Origin of the sequence: Methanoculleus sp., assembly GCF_035363275.1 — an archaeon.
In the GTDB taxonomy this organism is placed as follows: domain Archaea; phylum Halobacteriota; class Methanomicrobia; order Methanomicrobiales; family Methanoculleaceae; genus Methanoculleus.
Genome location: NZ_DAOSET010000150.1, coordinates 1 through 1,014 on the forward strand (window position 1 = coordinate 1; position 1,014 = coordinate 1,014).

At 59.6% G+C, this 1,014-nt stretch carries 1 protein-coding gene and 1 pseudogene; both read left to right on the forward strand.

Annotated features, from left to right (window positions below):
* Window positions 1-579, forward strand: a pseudogene (locus tag PLN84_RS13450) (hypothetical protein); the annotation flags it as partial.
* 200 nt (window positions 580-779) lie between these two features.
* On the forward strand, window positions 780-1,007 hold the full coding sequence (locus PLN84_RS13455; protein WP_324306284.1) for a hypothetical protein: 228 nt from the start codon (window positions 780-782) through the stop codon (window positions 1,005-1,007).
* Window positions 1,008-1,014: the final 7 nt, after the last annotated feature.

Below are 1,014 nucleotides of genomic sequence, written 5' to 3' on the forward strand. Positions count from 1 at the left end.
GAGGCCGACGGGCCGGTGTGGTCGGTCTTCCACCCTTACGAGGTCAACTTCTGGCCGTATACCCGGACTGAGGTCCATGCGATCCTCAGCGACCGGGTGCAACAGGGCCTCTACCCCGGGGCGATGCCGACAGGGATCCTTGACCTCGTATCGAGGTTGACCGCCGATGCCCGGGATATACGGGTGGGGATCGATCTGATCCGTACAGCGGTTGCGCGGACGGAGGCGGACGGCCGCCGCCGTGTCACCCGCGAGGATGTCATGTGCGTGGCCTCGGGGGTGAATTCGCCGGTGCTTGCCGCCCGCACCGCCGCTCTCTCTCCCGGTGAGCGTTCCTTCCTCTATCACCTTGCAGAGCGATCGCTTGCCGGGGATGACATGATGGCCGGCGCGGTCTATGAGGAGATGCAGGACTACGTCGCCGCCGGGAAGACAACTTACCATAACCGGCTGCAGAGGCTCGCCGATGCCGGGATCATCGACCTCCTCTCGACCGGGAAGGGCCATGAGGTTCTCCTCCGCTATCCCCCGGGCGAGATCTTCGCAGCCTGTGCAGGGGATCTCGTGCCGCCAAAATAGGGTGAACAGACCGATGACCTGAATATTCCTTCTGATCACTGATCAGGAGCAGATTTCTCTCTATTTTATTTTTTGATAAAGAAAGGATTATATGGACATGATCCTGTATTCAGGGCTCCCGGACTCACCCTTTTAACAAACGGCATCCGATAATGGTGTATGCGCCGGACCAGATTCCGGTGCAGAGGAGAGACAAAAAAATGCAACCAGAACGAGATGGCAGCCTGGATCGGAAACGCCGCCAAGCACTCCACCCGACTGCCGGAGGTACATCATCCCCGGAGGGGATAAATGTCACCCCGATACCGCTCTACCTGATCCCGCACGCTGTGGCAGATGAGATCCGCCGGTACGGCTTGAGGGTGCGGGTGATCCACGTTCATCGGACGCGAAACCACCAGTACATCATCAAGGTCGAGTGCGCATGATGCCGGA

Coding starts and splice junctions, on each gene's coding strand:
- PLN84_RS13455 (WP_324306284.1), top strand. CDS start 780: ATGCAACCAGAACGAGATGGCAGCCTGGATCGGAAACGCCGCCAAGCA.